Genomic DNA, 225 nt, shown 5'->3' on the forward strand with positions numbered 1-225 from the left:
GCGGACGTGGAGGGGCTTGGGCCCGTCCTTGACGCCGCACACGCAGCAGACCTGTGAGGTCGGCTCGAACCGCCCGATGCGGTGGAAGGACCGGCCGAACTTCGCGGCCTTGTACTCCAGCATCGCGACGAACGCAGACCATCCGGCGTCGTGGACGGACTTGGCCAGGCGTGTACGGGCGAGTCCCTTGACCGCCAGGTCCTCCACGGCAATCGCTTGGTTCTC

General features: G+C 67.6%; 1 protein-coding gene. It reads right to left on the bottom strand.

Features of this window, described 5'->3' with window-relative positions; translation table 11 throughout:
• Positions 1 to 225 (bottom strand): zinc ribbon domain-containing protein (locus IH09_RS36375; RefSeq protein WP_190233550.1); only part of this gene is annotated, 225 nt, incomplete at both ends.

The organism is Streptomyces celluloflavus, from assembly GCA_000720995.1.
Classification (GTDB): domain Bacteria; phylum Actinomycetota; class Actinomycetes; order Streptomycetales; family Streptomycetaceae; genus Streptomyces; species Streptomyces celluloflavus.